Source organism: Rhizobium etli 8C-3 (assembly GCF_001908375.1).
Classification (GTDB): domain Bacteria; phylum Pseudomonadota; class Alphaproteobacteria; order Rhizobiales; family Rhizobiaceae; genus Rhizobium; species Rhizobium etli_B.
Window position 1 is genome coordinate 1,277,987 of sequence record NZ_CP017241.1, and the last position, 19,310, is coordinate 1,297,296.

Annotated in this window: 23 protein-coding genes; 5 read left to right on the plus strand and 18 right to left on the minus strand. The window is 61.2% G+C overall.

The features are described 5' to 3' along the window. The first annotated feature begins 1 nt into the window (after window position 1). Together AM571_RS06420 and AM571_RS06425 are read left to right on the plus strand one after the other, a co-directional pair. On the plus strand, window positions 2-331 hold the full coding sequence (locus AM571_RS06420; RefSeq protein WP_074060700.1) for a hypothetical protein: 330 nt from the start codon (window positions 2-4) through the stop codon (window positions 329-331). Window positions 332-457: 126 nt separating this feature from the next. Further along, entirely contained in the window at window positions 458-973 is a 516-nt protein-coding gene (locus tag AM571_RS06425) for a superoxide dismutase family protein (RefSeq protein ID WP_074060701.1), read from the plus strand. 22 nt (window positions 974-995) lie between these two features. Here AM571_RS06425 and AM571_RS06430 read toward each other — a convergent pair whose 3' ends face one another. From AM571_RS06430 to AM571_RS06470, 9 genes are all read right to left on the minus strand, one after another. Next, on the minus strand, window positions 996-1,571 hold the full coding sequence (locus AM571_RS06430) for a hypothetical protein (protein ID WP_074060702.1): 576 nt from the start codon (window positions 1,569-1,571) through the stop codon (window positions 996-998). 66 nt (window positions 1,572-1,637) lie between these two features. Continuing rightward, a complete protein-coding gene (locus AM571_RS06435; RefSeq protein WP_074060703.1) occupies window positions 1,638-2,537 on the minus strand; it encodes a mechanosensitive ion channel family protein in 900 nt (299 codons plus the stop codon). Window positions 2,538-2,569: 32 nt separating this feature from the next. Next, complete coding sequence (locus AM571_RS06440) at window positions 2,570-3,100, minus strand: tyrosine phosphatase family protein (protein ID WP_074060704.1); 531 nt, start codon at window positions 3,098-3,100, stop codon at window positions 2,570-2,572. Beyond that, entirely contained in the window at window positions 3,097-3,672 is a 576-nt protein-coding gene (locus tag AM571_RS06445) for a YfbR-like 5'-deoxynucleotidase (protein ID WP_074063101.1), read from the minus strand. The genes AM571_RS06440 and AM571_RS06445 overlap by 4 nt, the downstream gene beginning before the upstream one ends. 26 nt (window positions 3,673-3,698) lie before the next feature. Then, window positions 3,699-4,538, minus strand: coding sequence for a YgfZ/GcvT domain-containing protein (locus tag AM571_RS06450; RefSeq protein ID WP_074060705.1), 840 nt, complete (start codon window positions 4,536-4,538; stop codon window positions 3,699-3,701). Window positions 4,539-4,617: 79 nt separating this feature from the next. Beyond that, window positions 4,618-5,367 carry a hypothetical protein gene (locus AM571_RS06455; protein WP_074060706.1) on the minus strand — a complete coding sequence of 250 codons (750 nt, stop codon included), beginning with the start codon at window positions 5,365-5,367 and terminating at the stop codon, window positions 4,618-4,620. An 11-nt stretch (window positions 5,368-5,378) separates the two neighbouring features. Continuing rightward, on the minus strand, window positions 5,379-5,636 hold the full coding sequence (locus AM571_RS06460; protein ID WP_027507415.1) for a hypothetical protein: 258 nt from the start codon (window positions 5,634-5,636) through the stop codon (window positions 5,379-5,381). Window positions 5,637-5,736: 100 nt separating this feature from the next. Beyond that, a complete protein-coding gene (locus AM571_RS06465; protein WP_074060707.1) occupies window positions 5,737-6,168 on the minus strand; it encodes a TIGR02301 family protein in 432 nt (143 codons plus the stop codon). 48 nt (window positions 6,169-6,216) lie between these two features. Next, window positions 6,217-6,645, minus strand: coding sequence for an NUDIX hydrolase (locus tag AM571_RS06470; protein ID WP_074060708.1), 429 nt, complete (start codon window positions 6,643-6,645; stop codon window positions 6,217-6,219). 81 nt (window positions 6,646-6,726) lie between these two features. On the opposite strand from AM571_RS06470, the gene AM571_RS06475 reads away from it, so the two are divergent. Both AM571_RS06475 and AM571_RS06480 read left to right on the plus strand, forming a co-directional pair. Further along, a complete protein-coding gene (locus tag AM571_RS06475) occupies window positions 6,727-7,047 on the plus strand; it encodes a YnfA family protein (protein ID WP_074063102.1) in 321 nt (106 codons plus the stop codon). Between the two features lie 44 nt (window positions 7,048-7,091). After that, window positions 7,092-7,853, plus strand: a complete 762-nt coding sequence (locus AM571_RS06480) for an SOS response-associated peptidase (RefSeq protein WP_074060709.1) — start codon at window positions 7,092-7,094, stop codon at window positions 7,851-7,853. A 236-nt stretch (window positions 7,854-8,089) separates the two neighbouring features. Here AM571_RS06480 and AM571_RS36885 read toward each other — a convergent pair whose 3' ends face one another. The 5 genes from AM571_RS36885 to AM571_RS06500 all read right to left on the minus strand — a co-directional run bounded on the left by AM571_RS36885 (window position 8,090) and on the right by AM571_RS06500 (window position 14,201). Then, on the minus strand, window positions 8,090-8,239 hold the full coding sequence (locus AM571_RS36885; RefSeq protein ID WP_165918551.1) for a hypothetical protein: 150 nt from the start codon (window positions 8,237-8,239) through the stop codon (window positions 8,090-8,092). A 167-nt stretch (window positions 8,240-8,406) separates the two neighbouring features. Next, on the minus strand, window positions 8,407-9,252 hold the full coding sequence (gene pssA, locus AM571_RS06485; RefSeq protein ID WP_074060710.1) for a CDP-diacylglycerol--serine O-phosphatidyltransferase: 846 nt from the start codon (window positions 9,250-9,252) through the stop codon (window positions 8,407-8,409). Between the two features lie 17 nt (window positions 9,253-9,269). Continuing rightward, window positions 9,270-9,968: a phosphatidylserine decarboxylase gene (locus AM571_RS06490; protein ID WP_074060711.1), complete on the minus strand. Its 699-nt coding sequence runs from the start codon at window positions 9,966-9,968 to the stop codon at window positions 9,270-9,272. A 141-nt stretch (window positions 9,969-10,109) separates the two neighbouring features. Beyond that, window positions 10,110-11,987: an ABCB family ABC transporter ATP-binding protein/permease gene (locus tag AM571_RS06495; protein ID WP_074060712.1), complete on the minus strand. Its 1,878-nt coding sequence runs from the start codon at window positions 11,985-11,987 to the stop codon at window positions 10,110-10,112. A gap of 213 nt (window positions 11,988-12,200) precedes the next feature. Continuing rightward, complete coding sequence (locus AM571_RS06500; RefSeq protein ID WP_074060713.1) at window positions 12,201-14,201, minus strand: LysM peptidoglycan-binding domain-containing protein; 2,001 nt, start codon at window positions 14,199-14,201, stop codon at window positions 12,201-12,203. A gap of 155 nt (window positions 14,202-14,356) precedes the next feature. Here AM571_RS06500 and AM571_RS06505 point away from each other — a divergent pair, with 155 nt between their 5' ends. After that, on the plus strand, window positions 14,357-14,980 hold the full coding sequence (locus AM571_RS06505; RefSeq protein ID WP_074060714.1) for a TIGR00730 family Rossman fold protein: 624 nt from the start codon (window positions 14,357-14,359) through the stop codon (window positions 14,978-14,980). A 9-nt stretch (window positions 14,981-14,989) separates the two neighbouring features. Here AM571_RS06505 and rarD read toward each other — a convergent pair whose 3' ends face one another. The 4 genes from rarD to AM571_RS06525 form a co-directional block, all read right to left on the minus strand. Continuing rightward, window positions 14,990-15,904 (minus strand): EamA family transporter RarD, encoded by a 915-nt coding sequence (gene rarD / locus AM571_RS06510; protein ID WP_074060715.1) that lies wholly within the window; start codon window positions 15,902-15,904, stop codon window positions 14,990-14,992. A gap of 256 nt (window positions 15,905-16,160) precedes the next feature. Further along, entirely contained in the window at window positions 16,161-17,777 is a 1,617-nt protein-coding gene (gene cimA / locus AM571_RS06515; protein WP_074060716.1) for a citramalate synthase, read from the minus strand. Window positions 17,778-17,869: 92 nt separating this feature from the next. After that, window positions 17,870-18,826 (minus strand): prolyl aminopeptidase, encoded by a 957-nt coding sequence (gene pip, locus AM571_RS06520; RefSeq protein ID WP_074060717.1) that lies wholly within the window; start codon window positions 18,824-18,826, stop codon window positions 17,870-17,872. Further along, window positions 18,823-19,299 (minus strand): GFA family protein, encoded by a 477-nt coding sequence (locus AM571_RS06525; protein ID WP_074060718.1) that lies wholly within the window; start codon window positions 19,297-19,299, stop codon window positions 18,823-18,825. The genes pip and AM571_RS06525 overlap by 4 nt, the downstream gene beginning before the upstream one ends. Window positions 19,300-19,310 lie beyond the last annotated feature (11 nt).

Here is a 19,310-nt window from a genome sequence, read left to right on the forward strand (position 1 = left end):
TATGACTCATGTTTCATCTGTTTCAGAAACGTCTTATGCCTATTTGGCGACCCTTTCGCGGCTGGACGCGAATGGAGACGGCGTATTGAGCCGCGGGGAACGCGCAGCTGATGAAAAGCCCGGCATTTTCAAGCGGTTCAGTGAAGACGATGCCGGAGGCCAGCCGCGCTCTACAGCTGGCGACAATGTTCTTGCGCTGATGATCGAACTTGGCGATAGCGGCGCCGGGAGCGTTGCATCGAATTCTCAAAATGCGGCGGGCGAGAGCGATCACGCCTCCGAAATCTACCGAAATACATACGGCCAGTACGACCTCGACATCGCGTCCTGAGCTTGACCTGCAGCAATCGACAGCCGGCCCCGATGGCCGGCTTTTTCTTTGCCTGGTCTGCAGCAGGAACACCTTCCTCCATGAGGCGTTGGGAACAATAAGCTCTCAAAAATGGAAGGAATCCGGATGGCCAGGATCGTCACAATCGCGGCATTTGCCGTTGCCGCAACGGCTTCGATGGCAATTGCGCAGGACAAGCAGACGGCAGTTGCAAATTTTGTCGGAGAGGACGGCAAGGAAAACGGCCGTGCTACGCTGACGGCTGCGGCCAGCGGCGGTGTATTGATCGAGCTGGAGGTCTCTAACCTTCCGGCAAACCGATGGGTAGGTTTCCATGTCCACGAAGTCGGCAAATGCGACCCGGCCACCCATCATGAATCGGCAGGCAAGCATTTCGATCCGACGAAGGCCGAGCACGGCATCCTGACAGCCAAGGGTCCGCATGCCGGCGATATGCCGAACCAGTTCGTCGATCAACATGGCGTCCTGCGCGCACAGGTTTTCAACAGCATGGCCACGCTTGACGGCAAGGAGGACGGCGTTCGCGGCCGTGCCCTCATGATCCACGCAAATTCGGATGACTATCGCAGTCAGCCGGCGGGCGATGCAGGCGCAAGGCTGGCTTGCGGCGTTATCGAATGAAGGGGCAAGACGCGCCGTCTTCTCAACTGTAGTAGAAGCGCTCGGCGTACCAGTCCGTCGAAGCCATCGGTTTTTCCTGCGCTACCCAGCGAGCGATATCGCTTTCCTCCAGCAAATCCGCCGTCACCTGGTCTTCAACGCCGACAAAGATGAGATTGGTATTTTCCCTGAGGCGCGGATCGAGCGTAAAGCCCATCCGGCTGTCATTGGCGCTGTGTAGCAGGTTCATCCGGACATAGAAGAATTCCGGATGGTAGCTCATCTCGCTTGCCTCGTTGAAGGCATGTGCGACGTCGATGACCGACTTTGCCGGACCATTATAGGCGGTGATTGCCTCGTTAAGCCCGAAGGTCGCCCCGTAAAGCGCGGCGGAACGGGCGGGAATGAGGGTTATTTCGCCGTTGGTCAGATCGATCTGCTGTCCGGAAAAGCCGTTGACCTGACCGTCGAGCGCGCCTTGGAAGAAATAGGAGAAGCGTCCGCGCGTCAGATAGATCGCCTGCCAGCGAAACCGGACATATTCTTCCGACGGCCCGGTAAGTCCCTTCAGGGTCTGCAGGCACTGCACAAACGTATCGCGGTAGTTCGGCAGCGGCATCGGTCAATCTCCTTGGAAGGGTAACCGACAGAGCGTCAAAACGTTCCGCGGCGGAGCACCGGTTGCCTACCGGCGGCCTTGTCTTTCGGACATCGCCGGCTCGCCGGCTATCCCTTCGGCGTCGGCGTCCGCCGGACTGGGCGGCACTTGCGTGCCGTAGGGGGGAATGAGATGCCCGTTTCGGTCTACGGCGAGCTTGGCGCGTTTGATCATGTCGCGGCTCACGCCCCACCAGTCCCCGGTCTTGGCCCAGTAGCGCAGCGTGATACCGATCGTGGCGCCGCTCATGCTGTCGATGAAGACGGCAGGGGCCGGCGTTCTAAGGATGCGCGGGTCGGCCTTGGCAAAGCCGAGCAATCGCTCCATGGCGGCATCGGCATCGTCTTCATAGGCGAGGCTTATCTTCAGCTCGTTCTGGCGCGTTGGTTCACGACTGTAGTTGGTGATCGGCGTGTTCCAGAGGATGGAATTCGGAGCGAGCCGATAGAGCCCGTCGGATGTCTTCAATTCCGTGGCGAAGAGACCGATCTCGCGAACGGTGCCCGAGACGCTGCTCGTCTCGATATACTCCCCGACCCGGAAGGGGCGCAGGATGAGCAGCATGATGCCCGCTGCAATATTCTGCAGCGTTCCCTGCAGCGCAAGGCCGATCGCCAGGCCCACAGCGCCAAGAGCAGCGATGATCGACGCAGTCTGAACGCCGAATTGGGCAAGAACCGTAACAAAAACGAGGATCAACAGTGCATAGCGCAAGACATTCGTGAAGAAACGCGCCAGCGTCTCGTCGATGCCACGCACCCGCGACATGCCTTCATAGGCCCAACGGCTCACGAAGCTTGCCATGATCCAGCCGGCGATCAGAAGGATCATCGCTCCAAGGATCGAGAACGCATATTGCACGGCAAGCGCGCTTGCCTCGTTGAGCGCCGTGCGGGTTGCCGCGATGACGTCCGTTGCCTGCTCCATGCCGAGGCTAGATGGGGCAGGAGGCGGAAGCGTCAACCGACCAATTCGGTCTTTACCGAGAACACGAAAGGCGCATTGCCATCGGCATCGGCACCGCGTCCGATGGCGCGCACGGCATCCACCAGACGGCCCTTTCGTCGAAGCAGCACATCGCCGATTTCGACAATGCGGGCATTTGGCGTCGCATAGGGCGAGGCGATGCGCAGGCGCTTTGCCAGCGCCATCTCGTCCTGCTCAGGCGCAAGCGAAAGCGCGGCGATCAGGGCGGCGGCGGGGGAGCGGGATACGCCCATCCAGCAATGGATCAGCAGAGGAGAGCGCTGGTCCCAGGCGGCGGCAAAATCGATCAGCCGGCGCACATGCTCCTCCTCAGGCGCGACCAGCTTTCCCGTTCCCTTGAAGGCAATGTCGTTCATATACAGAAGTAGATGGCGGTCGGCGGCAATCACGCCGGGCCGGTGGAAGGCCTGTTCCTTTGCCATCAGGCTGATCATTTCCCGCGCGCCGTGGCGCACCGCCATTTCGGCGATCCCGGAAAGGGGCGAAACGACGATCCTCGTCATAGTTTCGTGCTCCTCCGCATCATTTCGATCGCCTCGAAGCGCTCGCAGAAGAGTCGCTGCGCATCCAGCGCCGGAAGCGGCTCGATCAACAGCATGTCCTTGCTGATGCCGCGCGGCTGGCCGAAGAATTTCCGGGCTTCGACAGGCGTGAAACCGGCAAGGCAGGTCGCCTCGAAATATGCCGCGATCGTATCGGCCTTCTTGATCTTTTCCTTGAGTTCCCGTGACGGGTGCGGCGGCAGGCCGAAGCGCAGGTGAACGGCCGCCTCGAGACGCTTTTCCACGGCCTTATAGCCGCCGCCGACGACTGACTTGAACGGCGAGATCATGTCGCCGATCACATATTCGGGGGCGTCGTGCAGCAGCGCCATCAAGCAATCGTCAGGCGTCGCATGGTTGAACCGCCGGAAGATGTCCTCGACGACGAGGCAGTGCTGGGCGACGGAGAAGGCATGGTTCCCGCGGGTCTGGCCGTTCCAGCGCGCGACACGCGCCAGCCCGTGGGCGATATCGCTGAGTTCGACATCCAGCGGCGAGGGGTCGAGCAGATCCAGGCGTCGGCCAGACAGCATGCGCTGCCATGCGCGCGGCTCCTTGTTCACGCGCTTACCTCGTTTGCGACGGCAGGGAAGGTGAGGCCGGACCACGGCGGCAGTCTCAGCGAAACGGTCGTCTCTCCCGCCAGCAGCGGAATGCCGTTTGCGATGGCTTCGCCGGCGCGATCGATGCGGACGATCGCAAGCCCATTGCTGCCGATGACGGTGCCCAACGCGCCGAGCGGCTTTCCGGCAGCCGTGATCTCGGTCCCCGTGGCGGGCAGTTCGGCATCGGCGCTGACTGATACGACACGTCGGCGCGCGGTGCCGCGGTGCTGCATGCGGGAAACGACTTCCTGACCGACATAGCATCCCTTCCTGAAGGAGAGGCCACCGTTCAGATCCAGCAGCACGTCATGCGGAAACGCGTCCTGCAGGGTGAAATCCCGACCGGAAATCGCAACGCCGTGCTCGGCGCGCAGGGCATCGTAAAGCATGGCATCGGCCGCACCATGATTGCCACCGCGGCGAATCAGTACCCCGCCGGCCTTCGCAAAGCGGCTGTCGGCCACCCCTTCCGCGGCTTGTTCGTCCCAGGAAACGGTAACGCCCTGGTCTTTGTCCGGTTCAAGTGTCACGGCGGCGCGCAGCTTGTAAATGGCCAGCCGCTTCAAGAGTGCATCCTGCTGGCCGGTGTCCGTCTCGATGATGAAATCGGCGCCGTCGCGCCAGATCATGAAGTCGAACAGGATCTTGCCCTGCGGCGTCAGCAGCGCGCCCGGCCGCGCTTCGCTTGCGCAAAGCGAGACGACGTCGGTCGTAATGAGATTGTGCAAAAAGGCCTCGGCGTCGGCCCCGCTGACGCGGATGAGCGCGCGATCCTTCAGAAAGACGGCTGGCATGGCTGAACCTGTCGCGTTCGTTATCGCTCAGAAGTAGGTCTTCCGTGCGCTGGCTGCAAGCGGGATTGAAAAGCCAAGCTCAGTCGCCGGCCGTGAAGAACTTCCATTTGCCGGCCGGCGTAATGCCGAGACGGTAGAAATTGTAGCCGCCGAATTCCTGCATGTCGGAAAAATCGCCCGCAGTGACGATTCGCAACAGTTCCACGCGTTCCGGCGGGGTCAAAGCCTTCAGATCCTTCTCGGCGAAATAAGGCCAGACATACATCTCGTCCGGCGTGCCTGCGCCGACATGCACGAAACCGGTCGAGATCACGTCGAGCATGATTGCGAGGATTTCGTCGCCGTCAGGGTCGCCCGATAGGTCTTTCAGCGTGCCGATCGGGTCGTCCGTGGGTTCGCCCACGGACACTTGCGTCTGTTCCGCACCGCTGCCGAAGAGCGGTCGCAGACGCTCCAGGTCGCCGGATGCTGCGGCTTCTACGATCTGCTCGCGCATGCGGCGCACAGGCTCTGGAGCCTTGCTGATGTCGTAGATCACTTCGACAGGCTTCGATTGGTCATCAGCGCCGGGCGTCATGTCGCTCCCTTGGCTGCTGTCCTTGCTGATGAGGGGGTCCGGCATCGGCACGCCCGGAGGCGTTGAAGACGGTATCTGGGACTGTCCGGAATTTTCCTGATCGGCCGCCTGCGGGTCGGCTTGGCCCGGAATCTTCTGGAGTTCAGAAAGAGCACTTGCCGAAGGAGCCGCCAGAATGCCGGCGCTGAGGCAAACAGCGAGCAGGAGCGGCGCGATCGGTAGCCGCGATTCGGTGTCCTTACCGGTACGCATGAGACTCTCTGTTATTGCAGGGTGCGGTTCGGAGAAAATTCGCCACCCAGCATTCGTTCGCGCAGCGAATCAAGCAGCGCTTCTGCACCCTTTTCGCCATGGCGGCGGATCGTTTCGCGCAGCGCTTGAACGATTGCCGTATCGGCAATGATCTCTGGCTCGATACCGTCAGCCATACCGTCGGCCCAGGCTTCGTTGTGGTATTCCAGAGCCGCCTGCATCTTTTCGTGGACGATCATGTCGTCGATGTCATTGAGGCTTGGTTCCATTATCTCTTCCTCAAATTGCATGCCTTACTGCCTGGTTAACAAGTCTATCAGCCTTTTCCCAAAACGACACGTGCGGGAGTGAAAACAGGTTAATTTATCCCTAATTTCCAAAGCGCGAGGTAATTTCCGTGGCGAGTGTTGCACCTTCGTTACGGTAGCGCTCTTCTGCCACGATGGCTGACGGAGTGCAATCGGTGTAGACTGAAGCAAAAGCGCGGTAGCCGCGGTTGAACGCCGCCGTCAGCTTTTCCTTCCGCTGCGGTTCATCCCTCGTCTCCGAATCCAGCAGCTTTTGCATGTCGCTTCGCCATTCGCTGCCGCCCGGCGCCTTGCAGAGCGTGCGCAGGTAGTGGACCGAGCCGATCACCTCCGCCAGCCGCGAAAGCTTGTCGTCATAAGGCACGACGACGGGCGCTGCCGGCACCGATTCGCTCACCGCCGGCGGAGCCTTGTCCTGCGCCCATGCCGCAGCAGCCATTGCCGAGCCGGCGCAGACAGCGAGAGACAGAAAAACGCGTCGAACGGGAATCATGTTGATAGATGATACCTGCGCCGTGACCGGAACAAGGCAGGCTGATGACTATCCACGCCGATATTGTTGCACGCAGAGCCGTTCGGCACATTCAAGCACCGACTGCGGCACCGGCAAGCGACGGATTTCCTTGACGGTGTACCAGCCGAGAGCCGCTGCGTCGTCCGACGCCTCGGCTACAGCTTCCGCGTCAGCCTTTACGGTGAAGACCGAAAGGAGGAAGTGGCTGCTGACGCTGCCGTCGGCGGCATGGGCCTTCAGGTCGTAGGTCGCAAGGAGCTGCGGGCTATAGGCGCGGATGCCGGTCTCCTCCTCAAGTTCCCTCAGGGCCGTTTGGTCAGGCGTCTCGCCGTCCTCCGCCCGGCCGCCGGGGAAAGCATACATGTCCGCAGACGGCGGGTTGCGGCGGAGCACGAGGAGAAAGCGGCCGTTGCGCTCGAGGATTGCTGAAGACGCTGCTCTTGGTTTTGAGGTCATGACCTGTCGTCTCTACACTCGGTCGCGGATTTCCGTATTCTCGTTTTGATATTCAATCGCCGATTCGAAGGAAAGGGAACCCTGACCTATATCATCTACGCATTTGCAGCCCTTTTCGAAATCGCGGGCTGCTTTGCCTTCTGGGCCTGGCTGAGGCTGGGCAAGCCGATTGCTTGGCTCGCGCCGGGCATGGTCTCGCTTGCCCTCTTTGCCTGGCTTCTGACGATGGTGCCGAGCGAGGCGGCCGGGCGCACCTTCGCGGCCTATGGCGGCATTTATATCGTCGCATCGCTTGTCTGGCTGTGGCTTGCAGAAAACCGTGTTCCGGACCGCTGGGATATCGGTGGGGCGGCCGTCTGCCTTGCCGGTACGGCGATCATCCTCTTCGGCCCGCGCAGCTAGGGCTGCGACTTGACCGTTGCGAAACAGGGTGAAAGGACAACTTCATGTGCGGACGCTACGCCTTGACGCTGAGCCCGGAGGAGTTGAAGGAGATACTTGGGCTGCTGGAGCTTGAGGACTTTCCCGCGCGCTACAATATTGCGCCGACGCAGCCGATCCTCGTCGTTGCTTCCGGCGAGGCGCAGGAGCGCGGCAGCAATCTTCCGGATCGCCGCGCCGTGCTGGTGCGCTGGGGCTTCACGCCGTCCTGGGTCAAGGATCCGAAGGTATTTCCGCTGCTGATCAATGCGCGGGCCGAGACCGCAATCGGCAAGGCATCCTTCCGCGCCGCCATGCGCCATCGCCGCGTGCTCGTTCCGGCTTCCGGCTTCTACGAATGGCATCGTCCCTCGAAAAAAAGCGGCGAGAGGCCCCAGGCTTATTGGATCCGGCCCCGCGGCGGCGGCGTGGTTGCCTTCGCCGGCCTGATGGAGACCTGGTCGTCGGCCGACGGCTCGGAAGTCGATACGGGGGCAATCCTGACCACGGCGGCAAACGCTTCCATCGCATCGATCCATGATCGCATGCCGGTCGTCATCAAGCCGGAGGATTTCGCCCGATGGCTCGACTGCAGGACGCAGGAACCGCGCGACGTCGTCGGCCTGATGCAGCCGACGGACGAGGATTTCTTCGAAGCGATCCCCATCGCAGACAAGGTCAACAAGGTCGCCAACATGGGAGCCGACCTGCAGACGCCGTTGGTGATCGACAAACCGCCGAAAGCGCCCGGCAAGGAAGCTGGCGACGGCCAGCTCAGCTTGTTCTGAAACCTTGTACCCTTGAGCATATTACGGAAAACCAGGTGTTCTCGATCGCGACCGCCCCTTTCGGGTTTGGAGGGGACCGCCTACGGATGGCCGTGGCGGCATCTGCTGGATTTTTTGGATTGGATGGCGTGTGTCTGCTGCAGCCGGTGCTCCAAGACCCGCCGCGTTGGGCGGGTTCTCGATGTCGTCTTACTGACGAGCCTTTTGGAGATCAGCCTGCTCGTTCGTTTTTTCCGTCAGGCCTGGGCGATCTTCTTGACGAGGGCCGGCTTGCTCTTCAGCATCAGCGCGGCGGCCAGAACGGCCTTGAGCCCGAGCGGGCGGTAATGTGAGCTCAGATCCGGCTTTGCCGCTTGTTCCGCCTGGTCTGTCTTCTTCGAGGTCACGATACTCTCCTTACGCGATTCCCTAGACTCTTCATTGATCTGCTCTTTTGTTGCCAAAAACGACGAAATAGAGGCATGATCTATCAGGAATTGTGTACGCAATGCACATTGCGCGAGGCTTGATGCGAAGCCTCGGGTCCGTCGGGCCTTACCGGGAGACTGCTAAATCAGATGTGGCGGCCCATATCGTCGTCACCGTCGCCCGGTTCTTCGATCGTGAGCGTACCGTATTTCAATCGCCACCTCCGTGCTCCGAAGGGCAGCGACAGCAGGTAGACGATGACGGTAAACACCATGACTTCCCAGGTGAAACTCATCAGCAGAGCGACATAGAGCACGACGCCGAGCATCAGCGGCAGCACCAGATCGCGCCGCAATCGGCTGCCTTCCGACTTGCCGGACCAGACCGGCAGGCGGCTGATCAAAAGGAAAGCGATCAGGACCGTATAGGCCGAAGAGATATAGGCGAAGGTGCGGTCTTCGGTGAGGCCGAGGAAGCCGAGATAGACGGGCAGCAGCACCAGCATGGCGCCGGCAGGAGCAGGCACGCCGACGAAATATTCAGATTGCCAGGGCGCGCGATTTTCCCGTTCCGCCATGACATTGAAGCGGGCAAGGCGGAGGCCTGCGGCGATTGCATAGATCAGCGCGGCGATCCAGCCGATGGAGCGGGCGCTGTCCAGCGCAAAGACATAGACGACGAGAGCGGGCGCGACACCGAAATTGACGATGTCGGCGAGCGAATCCATCTGCGCGCCGAATTTGGAGGTTGCTTTCATCAAGCGGGCGACGCGCCCATCGATGCCGTCGAGAAAGGCGGCCAGCAGCACCATTATCACCGCCAGCTCGTAACGGCTCTCGAAAGCGAGGCGGATGCCGGTGAGGCCTGCGCAGATCGCCAGTATCGTGATGAGATTGGGAACGACGAGGCGCAGCGGAATTTCGCGGAGCCGGGGACCGCGTGCCGAATCGTTCGGACCGTTCGGTTCGAAGGGCGGAAAAGGCGTCTCCATAGCGCGCTCCATTCGATCTAGCTGCGGCGGCTGATGACCGGTCCCTTGGGGGAGCCGAATTCAGCAAGTACCGTTTCGCCTGCAATCGCCGTCTGGCCGAGCGAAACACGTGCTGCTGCGGCGGCCGGCAGGAAAACATCGAGCCTGGAGCCGAAGCGGATAAGGCCGAAGCGCTCGCCGGCATCCAGCGGCTCGTTATTATTGGCCCAGCACAGAATACGGCGGGCGACGAGGCCCGCGATCTGCACGACGCCGATCTGGCCGCGGACAGTCTCGATGACCAGACCATTGCGCTCGTTGTCTTCGCTGGCCTTGTCGAGCTCGGCATTCGCGAAGCTGCCAGACCGGTAGTTGATGCTGACGACGCGGCCACGCATCGGTGCGCGGTTTACATGGCAGTTGAAGACGTTCATGAAGACGGAGATGCGCAGCATCGGCTCGTTGCCGAGGTTCAGCTCGGCGGGCGGCGTCACCATCTGGATCGAAGAGACCTTGCCATCGGCAGGCGAGATCACCAGGTCATCGTCCTGCGGGGTCATGCGCTCGGGATCACGGAAGAAGTAAGCGCACCAGAGCGTCAGGACGAGACCGACCCAGAAGAGCGGCTCGAATATCCAGCCAAGGATCAGCGACGCTACGAAGAAGGCGGCAACGAATACATAACCTTCCTTGTGCACCGGAACGATGGTGTTTCGAACGGTATTGAGCAAGCTCATCGACGCTGATCTCCTCGCGCTTTTTTCGTTCCCGCTGGTTACAGAAAAAGTCCTGCGGGAGCAATGCCGTGCCGCTACCGCCCGACCTTATGGCATGGTTCTAAACAGCAAAACGACAGAGCGGCTCTTTGGTTCGAACGATCAGCTTGCCGGCGCCAGACGGGCAACAATGCCCAGGTCGTCGCTTTCGCGCACTTGCTTCAGATGCTCCTCCGCCTGCGTTGCTTCGCGCTGGCGGTTCCACATCGAGGCGTAGAGGCCGTTTTTCTCGAGCAGCGCCGCATGCGTACCGCGCTCGGCTATCTCGCCACCTTTCAAGACGATAATCTCATCCGCGCCGATGACAGTGGACAGGCGGTGGGCGATGACGAGTGTCGTGCGGTTCTTCGAAACGACGTCAAGGGCCTCCTGGATTTCCCGCTCCGTCGTCGTGTCGAGCGCCGATGTCGCCTCGTCGAGGATCAGGATCGGGGGCGCCTTGAGGATGGTGCGGGCTATGGCGACGCGCTGTTTCTCGCCGCCAGAAAGCTTCAATCCGCGCTCGCCGACCTTGGTTTCGAAACCCTCCGGCAATAACTCGATGAAATGCGCGATCTGGGCAATTTCAGCAGCCGTCTTCACCTCGGCATCGCCGGCCGACGGGCGGCCGTAGCGGATATTGTAGGCAACCGTGTCATTGAAGAGCACGGTATCCTGTGGAACCATGCCGATCGCCGATCGAAGGCTCTTTTGGGTGACATGGCGAATATCCTGGCCGTCGACGGTGATCGCGCCGCTCTGGATATCGTAAAAACGGTAGAGCAGGCGCGAAAGCGTCGATTTGCCGGCGCCGGACGGGCCGACGACTGCGACGGTCTTGCCGGCGGGGACTTCGAAGGAAATTCCCTTAAGGATCGGGCGCAGCGGATCGTAGGAGAAATGCACGTCCTTGAAGCTGATGGCGCCCTGATCAATCCTGAGCGGGGCAGCGTCGGGCGCATCGGTTACCTCGGGCGTCACGTCGAGCAGGTCGAACATCTGCTCGATATCAGTCAGTCCCTGGCGGATTTCGCGATAGACGAAGCCGATGAAGTTCAGTGGCACGGAAAGCTGCAGCAGCATGGAATTGACGAAGACGAAGTCGCCGATGGTCTGCTCGCCGCGCTGGACGGCAAAGGCTGAAAGCAAAAGCATGGCCGTCGTGCCGAGGCCGAAGATGACGCCCTGGCCGAAGTTCAGCCAGCCGAGCGAGGTCCAGACATCGGTCGCTGCCTTCTCGTAGCGTTCCATCGACCTGTCGAAGCGTTTTGCCTCCATCTCTTCGTTGCCGAAATACTTGACGGTCTCGAAGTTGAGCAGCGAATCGATCGCCTTGGTGTTGGCGTCGGTATCGCTTTCGTTCATCGTCCGGCGGATGGCGATGCGCCAGTCCGACGCGCGGATCGTGAACCAGATATAGGCCCAGACGGTGAAGGCGGTCACTGCGAGATAGGAAAAACCGTAGCCCCACCAGAAGATCACGGCGGTCAGCAGGAATTCTATGACGGTCGGAACCGAGTTCAGGATCGTGAAGCGCACGATCGTCTCGATACCCTTCGTGCCGCGCTCGATGATTCGCGACAAGCCGCCGGTCTTGCGCTCCAGATGGAAGCGCAGCGAGAGTTCGTGGATGTGCACGAAAGTCCGGTAGGCGAGCTGGCGCACGGCGTATTGGCCGACGCTTGCAAACAGCGCGTCGCGCAGTTGATTGAGGCCAAGCTGGATCAGGCGGGTGAGGTTATAGGCGATGACCAGCACGGTCGCCCCGACGAGGAGCGGGGGCAGGGTTCCGGCGAGATCCACGCGGCCATTCAGGGCATCGGTCGACCATTTGAAGAAATACGGAACGAGCAGCAGCACAAACTTGGAGACGAGCAGATAGACCGTTGCCCAGACGACGCGCATCTTGAGGTCCGTCCGGCCGGAAGGCCACATGTAGGGCCAAAGATTGAAGAGCGTCCGCAGGAGGTTGGATTGCGAAACCGTCTTGCTGTTTGCCATGCTTATCTCCAGCCCGGTCGGGCTCGGCCGCTGATGCGGTGTTTCGATACGGCAAAAGTGCAAAAAGCGGAGATGCCCGCTTGAGCCTCCGCAGACAGGATCGCCGTCTCCGCCACATAGGGTGCGCGGCATGCGAATGCAACATGTGAAAACCCAGGGGAAGACAAAGGCCGGGCGCGATATCGGCCCGGCCTTTCCATCACCTGGTCCGGCTTAGAGGTGCTCGCCGGAAATACGCTTGCGATGAAGCTCTTCGGCGTTCGGCAGGGCTTCCTTCGGCAGGCCGAAAATCTGGCCGGGCAGGATGCGGTCCGGATTGTTGATCTGGGTTTCGTTCGCCATGTAGATCGTCGTGTAGCGCACGCCGAGGCCATAGACGCGGCGCGAAATCTGCCACAGCGTGTCGCCGCGGCGGATGATGACGGCGGTGTTATTTGCCGTCAGTGGCGCCTGCTCGATCGTCTTCGGCTGGTTCGGATCGGCCGCAACTTCGCTTGAAGCCGGTGCACTGCCAGCCTTTGGCGCAGGCGAGGCTGTAAGACCATCAATCGCCGTCCCAAGCTTTGCGAGAGCGTCGCCTACGGATTGTGTATCCTTCGGCAGTGCCTGGAGCATGGCGAGCGCGCTTGAGGCCGACTGCGAGGCTGCGCCTGCCGTCTGCTTGAAGGCAGGCGTTGCTTCTGCTGCCGGACGGAATTCGACGACAGAGCGAAGCGCGAATTCGGTTGCTGAACGGGCTGCCGCAAGCTGCTCGGCGCCGGGAAGCTTGCCGTCGGCAAAAAGGCCCTTCAGCAGCCCAAACGCCTTGCCCGCATCTGCTCTCAACTTGCCGAGTTCGCCTTCATCGAGAGGAACCATCGCGACACCAGCGTCGGGTAAGGGTGGTCTGGCGGGCTGGGCTGCTACGGTGACCTGGTCGCCTGCCGGGCGGGTGAAATTGACGGAGGCGCGAATGAGAACCTTGCCGCTGCTGTCGACGACATCGACGCGGATCTTGTGGTCGCCGACCGAAAGGTCCATCACGCCGTCGATGACGAAATGCCCGTCGCCGCCTGCGGTTGCCTTGCCGATCAGGGCGTCGTCCGCATAGGCGATCACGTTGGCGTTCGGCTTGGCGGTGCCAGCGATGAAGATCTTCTTGCCTTCGATTTCAACCGCGTTGACCATCACTTCGGCCGGAGCTGCAGCACTTGCGCCTGCCTGCGGCGCATCGGGAACTACCGGTGCGTTATTGGCGATCTCCGGCGAGCCGGCCGGCAAACCGGGCTGAGCGGAAGCCTGTTCGCCTGCTGCGGGCTGAGCAGCCGGCGTGCCGGCCGTGGGCGCCGTGATGATGCGGCTTGCTGCGCCTGGCTTGGAAACCATGGCGAGCAGCTCGGAGCTGCTGCCGTCCTTCGGCACGGAAACGGTTGCGACTTCTTCGGAAGTCAGGCTCTTGCCGTCCTTGCCGGTCGCCTTGAGCACGAGCTGGTGGTCGCCAGGCGCCAGAGGGTTGTCGAGGACGGCGGCAAAATCACCGGTCGGCCCGACATTCGTCGTGGTGACGACCTTGTCGCCGTCCATGACTTCGAGCTTGCTGTTGGGCGTGGCCGAACCAGCGATGACGGTGGATCCGTCCGGCTCTACGCGCAGGACGTCGAAAGCGGGGAGCTTTGAGCCGATATTCGCATCGGTCGCCGGTGGGGTCGCCGCAGGCTGGCTTCCCATCGCGCCGGTCAGTTCGGCTTCGGCCTTGGTAATGGCGGCAAGCGCGTCGGCGGTGTTTTCCGGCAGGGCCTGGACGATTGCAAGCGCCTTTACCGCGCCGACCTTGGCTTTCGTGGCGGCAGTCGCGGTCGCCGGATCGGTGCCTTCGGGGATTGCGAAGTCGGCGAGCGCCTTCAGCGAGCCAGCCGCCTTCGTCCTGGCGGCATCGAATGCTTCGACGGTCGGACCCTTGCCGTCCGCAAAGAGCGCCTTAAGTTGCGTGAGAGACTGACCTGCGTCGGCCGAAAGACGGCCGAGCTTCTCGGTCGTAGCCGCGTCGGCAGCCGCGTTCCGCGCGCTCTTGCCGGCTTCTTCAACCGTGTTCTTGACCTCGGAGCCTGCTTGATTGATGGCATCGCCGATTTTCGACGTGTCTTCGCCGATCCGGGGCATGACCACGAAGACCATCAGAAGGATCGCAACTGCAAGCACTGCGAAGGCCAGCAAGCCGGCACGATTTCTCATCATTCACTCTCCCCAGACGGCAAATGTGCCGTAGTATTAAAAATTGCTAGCGATTCCCGTTGCTTTTCACAAGCATTCAAAGCAGAGACGCAGGCTCAACGCGCAGCTTTTGTGTCATTTTTCTTGACTGCGCAGGCATGGAATAGTTGTTTTCCCATATGAGCGATCAATCTCACTCAATTCAGTCCATCTGTGTCTACTGCGGGTCGAGGCCCGGACGCGATACGGCATACATGGCCGCCGGGCGCTCGCTCGGCAAGGAAATCGCCGAATACGGCCTGCGGCTCGTCTATGGCGGCGGCACCAAAGGCATCATGGGTGCTGTTGCGAGCGGCGTGCTTTCCAATGGGGGGCAGGTGACCGGCATCATCCCCGAATTCCTGATCGACATGGAGGCGACGCGCCATTCCCTCGGCCAGCTCAACGAGCTCATTGTAACCCCGGACATGCATGCGCGCAAACACCTGATGTTCGAACGTTCCGATGCCTTCGTGGCACTGCCGGGCGGGATCGGCACGCTGGAGGAGATCGTCGAGATCATGACCTGGGCGCAGCTTGCCCGTCACGAAAAACCGATGGTCTTCGCCAACATCAAGGGCTTCTGGGACCCGATGATGGAACTGATGAAGCACATGACGGATGAGGGCTTCGTGCACACCGCCCATCGCGTGCAGCCGCTCGTCATCGACGACGTCTCCGGCATTATTCCAGCCATCATGGCACAGGCAGCCGAACTCGCTGCCGACCGTGAGGGCGAAGATGCCGTGATTTCGAAGATGTGAGACGCTTGCTCAGCGCCCGCGGTTTGCGATCAGCATCGACCACGTATAGAGCACGAGGCCTGCCCAGATGAGCGGGAAGGCGATCATGCGCGCCGTATCAAGCGGTTCGTGGAAGACGAAGATCGCGATCAGGAAAATCATCGTCGGCGCGATGTACTGCATGATTCCGATCGTCGAGAGCTTCAGAAGCTTTGCGCCGTTGGCGTAGATCATCAGCGGCGCGGCAGTGACGATACCGCAGCCGAAGAGCAGCGCTGTATCGCTGAAGCCGGTCTGAACGAAGTGGCCTTCGCCACTGAACAACTCCAGATAGACGATGTAGAGGACGGCCGGAACGCTCAGAATCAGTACCTCGAGCAGAAAGCCCTGGTTGGGGCCGAGCGGCAATGTCTTGCGGAAGAAGGCATAGAAGGCCCAGCTGAAGGCGAGGGTCAGCGCCACCCACGGAAGCCCGCCTCCGTCGACGGCAAGAACGACAACGGCAATGGCCGCAAGGCCGATTGCGACGATCTGGGCGGGGCGCAGCTTCTCCTTGAGCAGCACCGAGCCCATGAAGATGCTGATCAGCGGGTTTATGAAATAGCCCATGGCGGCATCGAGCGAATGTCCGGCGCCGATCGCCCAGACATAGGTACCCCAGTTAACGGTGATGAGGGCTGCCGTCAGTGCAGCCATTGCGAGCATGCGCGGCGAACGCAGCGCGTCCCGGATGTCCTGCGTACGTCCGAGCGCAAGCAGCACGAGGCCGGCAATCGGAACAGACCAGAGCACGCGATGGGCAATCACCTCCGCCGGCGAAATATGCGCCAGCGCCTTCATGTAGATCGGCAGGAATCCCCACAGAAGATAAGCCGTCAGTGCAAAGGCGAAGCCGCGTGCACTATCTTCGTTCTTGATGGCAGGAGAGCTCGCTTCGGCAGACATCAGGTGTTTCCAGTTTTGTTCTTCTTCTGATCTCGATTAGCCTAAGTGCCATGAATAGACCAATTCATTTCGGTGAATGGATTGTCAGCGGATTTGAGGCGGGGGACTTGCCCGGCTTTGGAGAACGAGCCGCCATACCGGCAGATTGATGCCCGCAAGATACTGGCAAAGCCAGGTGTTGCGAGGAACCGCAGGCTGGTTGCGGCCCTAGCCAAAGCGGCGCGTGATAAATTGTCAGGTTTTCTCGTGGAGATCTTCACTGCGCCGCGATCTTGCCTGCCAGCTGCCGGTTCTTCATCAGCTTGTAGATTACGGAATCCATCAGCGCCTGGAACGAGGCGTCGATGATGTTTTCCGACACGCCCACCGTCCACCAGCGCACGCCGTCGCTGTCGGTGGATTCGATCAGCACGCGCGTGATGGCTTCGGTGCCGCCATTGAGGATACGCACCTTGAAGTCGGCGAGAACCAGGTCGTCGATCTCGTGCTGATACTTGCCGAAATCCTTGCGTAGCGCCAGGTCGAGCGCGTTGACCGGGCCGTCTCCTTCCGCCACCGACATGATCGTGTGGCCGTCGATCACCATCTTCACGACGGCTTCCGAGACGATCTTTACCCGACCGTGCGAGTCGAAACGGCGCTCGACCATCACGCGGAAGCCTTCGATTGCGAAGAACTCCGGGATGGTGCCAAGTGTGCGGCGGGCCAGAAGCTCGAAGCTCGCATCCGCCCCCTCATAGGCGTAGCCGGAAGCTTCGCGCTCCTTGACGATGGAAATCAGCCGATCGAGCTTCGGATCGTCCTTGGCGACCTCGATGCCACGGCGTTTCAGGGCATTGATGAAGTTCGCCTTGCCGCCCTGGTCGGAGACCATGACCTTTCGGAAATTGCCGACGCTTTCCGGCGGCACATGCTCGTAGGTGCGCGGGTCCTTGAGCAGGGCGGAGGCATGGATGCCAGCCTTGGTGGCGAAGGCCGAAGCGCCGACATAGGGCAGTTGATGATCCGGTGAACGGTTCAGAAGCTCGTCGAAAGCGTGCGACAGGCGCGTGAGGTTCACCAGCCGATCCTGATCGATGGTAGTTTCGAAGCGGGTGCTATAGGTGTCCTTCAGGGCCAGCGTCGGGATCAGCGTCACCAGGTTGGCATTGCCGCAACGCTCGCCGATCCCGTTGAGCGTCCCTTGGATCTGGCGCACGCCGGCCTCGACGGCCGCCAGCGAATTGGCAACTGCCTGGCCGGTATCGTTATGCGCGTGGATGCCGAGACAGAGGCCGGGAACGCCTGCTGCAATCACCGCCTCGACGACGGCGTGGATCTGCGGGGGCTGCGCGCCGCCATTGGTGTCGCATAGCACGACCCAGCGCGCTCCCGCTTCATAGGCGGTCGTCGCGCAGGCAAGCGCATAGGCGGGATTGGCCTTGTATCCATCGAAGAAATGCTCGCAATCGACCATCGCTTCCTTGCCGGCGGCGACGGCGGCCTTCACACTCTCGGCGATGCATGCGAGGTTTTCCTCGTTGGTGCATCCGAGGGCGACCTTGACGTGGTAGTCCCAGCTCTTGGCGACGAAGCAGATCGCGTCGCTCTTTGCCTGCAACAGCGCTGCAAGCCCCGGATCGTTGGAGGCTGAAACGCCGGGCCGCTTCGTCATGCCGAAGGCGACGAATGCTGCCTGGCTGGTGCGCTTTTCTGTGAAGAAGGCGGTATCGGTCGGGTTCGCGCCCGGATATCCGCCCTCGACATAATCGATGCCGAACTCGTCCAGCATGGTTGCGATTGCAATCTTGTCCTCGACCGAGAAGTCGATCCCGGGCGTCTGCTGCCCGTCGCGCAGGGTCGTGTCGAAGAGGTAGATTTTTTCTCTGGTCACCGAGGTGCCTCCGAAGCATTTTATCTTGTGCAGTGCGGCTCGATCCCTCTGTCGGCTCTAAGAGGGGTGTCCACAACGCGCATCATGTGGCTCTATTTCCCCGCAAACCTGTCCGTTGCCCGGATCAGCTGATCCAGGATGCCTGGTTCCGAAAACGCGTGGCCCGCACCTTCGATCAGGTGGAATTCCGCCTTCGGCCAGGCCTTGTGCAGCGCCCAGGCAAAGCGGGCGGGGCAGGGCATGTCATAGCGACCTTGCACGATGACGCCTGGAATATCCTTGAGCTTGTGCGCCTCGCGGATCAGCTGGCCCTCCTCCAGCCAGCCGGCATTGACGAAGAAGTGGTTCTCGATGCGGGCGAAGGCATAGGCGAACTCGGCCTCCTCGAACTTGCCGCTCGTCGATGGCTCGGGCAGCAGCGTGATCGTCTCGCCCTCCCAGATGCTCCAGGCATGCGCGGCCTTGAGCGCAATTGCCTTGTCGTTGCTCGTCAGGCGGCGGTGGTAGGCCTGCATCATCTCGTGACGCTCTTCCGCCGGAATGGGCGCAATGAAGCGTTCCCACTTGTCCGGGAACATTTCCGAGACGCCGAACTGGTAGTACCAGTCGAGTTCCGCCTTCGTAAGCGTGTAAATGCCCCGCACGATGAGTTCGGAGACCCGCTCGGGATGCTTTTCGGCATAGGCGAGCGCCAGCGTCGAGCCCCAGGAGCCGCCGAAGACCTGCCATTTCTCGGCATCGACCATATTGCGCAGCCGCTCGATGTCGGCAACGAGATGCCATGTCGTGTTGGCGTTGAGATCCGCATGCGGCGTGGATTTGCCGCAGCCGCGCTGGTCGAACAGCGTCACGTCGTAGAGCACCGGGTCGAAGAGGCGGCGATGCACCGCAGAAATACCGCCCCCAGGGCCGCCGTGCAGGAAAACGGCCGGTTTGGCCCCCGGCGTTCCGCAGCGTTCCCAGTAGATCACATGGCCGTCGCCGACATCGAGATGGCCCGAAGCATAGGGTTGGATTTCAGGATAGAGGGTACGCAACACTTCGGTCATATTTTCAAGCCTTTCGCGGGCCATACGTCGGTATCGTGGTCGGGATGCTGGAAGGAGATGATCTGCTCCTGCCGGGCATAGTAATCGGGATCCCGATGAACCGGTGTATCGAAGATCGTTTCGACCCAGGGCAGACGCGAGTCGTAGTTCACTTGGATCTGCGGCGCGAGATCGCTGCGGTCATCGAACGTGCCGATTGCAAGCTCCAGCCCGCCGGGATGCCGATAGGTCATTGGCGTGCCGCAACTGCTGCAGAAACCCCGGTCGATATTGATCGAGGACTGGAAATAGCTCGGCTCGCCGCGCGTCCATTCCACGCCCTCCTCCGGCGCGGTAACGAGCGCGGAAAAGAAGCCGCCGAACTGCTTCTGGCACATGCGGCAATGACAGATCGACGGACGCCCCAGCTTGCCGCTGATACGAAAGCGTACGGCGCCGCACTGGCACCCGCCTGTTCTTGTAGGTTCACTCATGTCTGTGCTCC

Excerpts from the sequence above, each read along its gene's own strand:
- AM571_RS06420 (WP_074060700.1), top strand. The coding sequence starts at position 2 with ATGACTCATGTTTCATCTGTTTCAGAAACGTCTTATGCCTATTTGGCG.
- AM571_RS06425 (WP_074060701.1), top strand. The coding sequence starts at position 458 with ATGGCCAGGATCGTCACAATCGCGGCATTTGCCGTTGCCGCAACGGCT.
- AM571_RS06430 (WP_074060702.1), bottom strand. The coding sequence starts at position 1,571 with ATGCCGCTGCCGAACTACCGCGATACGTTTGTGCAGTGCCTGCAGACC.
- AM571_RS06435 (WP_074060703.1), bottom strand. The coding sequence starts at position 2,537 with ATGGAGCAGGCAACGGACGTCATCGCGGCAACCCGCACGGCGCTCAAC.
- AM571_RS06440 (WP_074060704.1), bottom strand. The coding sequence starts at position 3,100 with ATGACGAGGATCGTCGTTTCGCCCCTTTCCGGGATCGCCGAAATGGCG.
- AM571_RS06445 (WP_074063101.1), bottom strand. The coding sequence starts at position 3,672 with ATGCTGTCTGGCCGACGCCTGGATCTGCTCGACCCCTCGCCGCTGGAT.
- AM571_RS06450 (WP_074060705.1), bottom strand. The coding sequence starts at position 4,538 with ATGCCAGCCGTCTTTCTGAAGGATCGCGCGCTCATCCGCGTCAGCGGG.
- AM571_RS06455 (WP_074060706.1), bottom strand. The coding sequence starts at position 5,367 with ATGCGTACCGGTAAGGACACCGAATCGCGGCTACCGATCGCGCCGCTC.
- AM571_RS06460 (WP_027507415.1), bottom strand. The coding sequence starts at position 5,636 with ATGGAACCAAGCCTCAATGACATCGACGACATGATCGTCCACGAAAAG.
- AM571_RS06465 (WP_074060707.1), bottom strand. The coding sequence starts at position 6,168 with ATGATTCCCGTTCGACGCGTTTTTCTGTCTCTCGCTGTCTGCGCCGGC.
- AM571_RS06470 (WP_074060708.1), bottom strand. The coding sequence starts at position 6,645 with ATGACCTCAAAACCAAGAGCAGCGTCTTCAGCAATCCTCGAGCGCAAC.
- AM571_RS06480 (WP_074060709.1), top strand. The coding sequence starts at position 7,092 with ATGTGCGGACGCTACGCCTTGACGCTGAGCCCGGAGGAGTTGAAGGAG.
- pssA (WP_074060710.1), bottom strand. The coding sequence starts at position 9,252 with ATGGAGACGCCTTTTCCGCCCTTCGAACCGAACGGTCCGAACGATTCG.
- AM571_RS06490 (WP_074060711.1), bottom strand. The coding sequence starts at position 9,968 with ATGAGCTTGCTCAATACCGTTCGAAACACCATCGTTCCGGTGCACAAG.
- AM571_RS06495 (WP_074060712.1), bottom strand. The coding sequence starts at position 11,987 with ATGGCAAACAGCAAGACGGTTTCGCAATCCAACCTCCTGCGGACGCTC.
- AM571_RS06500 (WP_074060713.1), bottom strand. The coding sequence starts at position 14,201 with ATGATGAGAAATCGTGCCGGCTTGCTGGCCTTCGCAGTGCTTGCAGTT.
- AM571_RS06505 (WP_074060714.1), top strand. The coding sequence starts at position 14,357 with ATGAGCGATCAATCTCACTCAATTCAGTCCATCTGTGTCTACTGCGGG.
- rarD (WP_074060715.1), bottom strand. The coding sequence starts at position 15,904 with ATGTCTGCCGAAGCGAGCTCTCCTGCCATCAAGAACGAAGATAGTGCA.
- pip (WP_074060717.1), bottom strand. The coding sequence starts at position 18,826 with ATGACCGAAGTGTTGCGTACCCTCTATCCTGAAATCCAACCCTATGCT.
- AM571_RS06525 (WP_074060718.1), bottom strand. The coding sequence starts at position 19,299 with ATGAGTGAACCTACAAGAACAGGCGGGTGCCAGTGCGGCGCCGTACGC.